At 55.2% G+C, this 1,416-nt stretch carries 1 protein-coding gene; it reads right to left on the bottom strand.

Going from position 1 to position 1,416, the window contains the following annotated elements; all coding sequences use genetic code 11:
• The coding region (locus L696_RS28890; RefSeq protein ID WP_155985451.1) for an SDR family NAD(P)-dependent oxidoreductase at nucleotides 1-1,416 on the bottom strand (1,416 nt) is incomplete at both ends.

Here is a 1,416-nt window from a genome sequence, read left to right as displayed (position 1 = left end):
TTCAGCCATCTTAATAATCGGCTGCGTTCGCCCGCCAACACCATAGCCTGCCCATGCCCGGCTGCCAAAGCCGCATACAACGCCCGGATTCCGCTTGCCGTCTCCAGCGGAGCTATTCCCGCCTGCTTATGCATGCGTTCCTGCGTGTGTTCATCTGCGCGCATACCGCCGTTTTGCCACAGCGGCCAGTTGACGGCGAGCGTATGCCCTTGTCTCATTCCCAAGCGGACCTTTTCATTGCGCCAAGCGGCGAATCCGTCCATGAAAGCGTTGGCCGCCGCATAGTCCGCTTGTCCAGGATTGCCGAACACACTGGCCAGCGATGAACAGAGTACGAAGAAATCAAGCGGAATATCCTTTGCAGCTTCATCCAGGTGAATCAGGGCATCCACCTTGGGCGCAAGCACGGCGTGAAGTTCATCCGCATTTTTATGTAATATGAAACGATCCCGCAGCACCCCTGCACAATGGATCAAGCCGTCAATGCGCCCATACTCGGTCTTTATGCCGCCGATCAGCTGCTGGACCTCTTCTTCCTTCGTGATATCCGCAATACGGTAGGAGACTTGCGCTCCACTGCGCTGCAGATCATGCATCCACTGCCCCCGGCGGTCGTCCGGCTCACGTCGGCCTACGAGAAGAACAGTTGCTTGTGGAGCATGGCGGATAATATTCTCGGCAAATAGTGCTGCAAGTCCACCGCCTCCACCTGTAATCAGGTATACCCCGCCCTCCTTCCATGGAGCGGCAAGATCCGTTTCAAGGAGCGGCAGTTCCTGCCATTCAGGCATCCAGCGTTTATCGTTCGTATACCGGACATTCGCTTCTTCGGGATGGAGGCAACTTTCCTGAATCGCGGAGATGGCCCCAGTGGTATCATCTGCATCAGAGGTCTCAATCAACTGCGCGACGATTGCCGGATTCTCCAATCCCGCTGTCCGGAGCAGGCCAATGAGTCCGGAGAACAGTCCGTCTTCTCCTTTTTGTCCTGAAGGGATCAGCAGTTGCAGCAGGACTTTATCCCGATGCTTACTGAGCATAATGTCTTTGACTAGCTGTAACAATTGTGCCGCATAGTCACGATAACGCCCATACACTTCCTTCTCGTCAGAACACAGAAGCAGGGTGCGCTTGCTTGCCGGCAGACCGTCAGATTCGCTGTCCAGCCACGCGTGTACCGCCGCATGGACCGATTCTTCCATTTCACATAGGATAATCCACTGCTCGGTAAATCCGGCTAGTGAATGACGAAGTCCGGAACCGGTGTCCAACAGTAGGTGCTTTTGCCGGCTTATGCTTGTCCCCGTAGAGCACTCACGCCATTGTGGTATAAACATCAGCACTTCAGACCCCTCTGATCTGCAATCCGTTCCGGCCGGAGCAACCTCGTCAGACGCCGCTTCATGCTTATATGCC

This window comes from Paenibacillus maysiensis (genome assembly GCF_000520815.1).
Classification (GTDB): domain Bacteria; phylum Bacillota; class Bacilli; order Paenibacillales; family Paenibacillaceae; genus Paenibacillus; species Paenibacillus maysiensis.
This window is presented reverse-complemented; position numbering and strand designations above follow the sequence as displayed.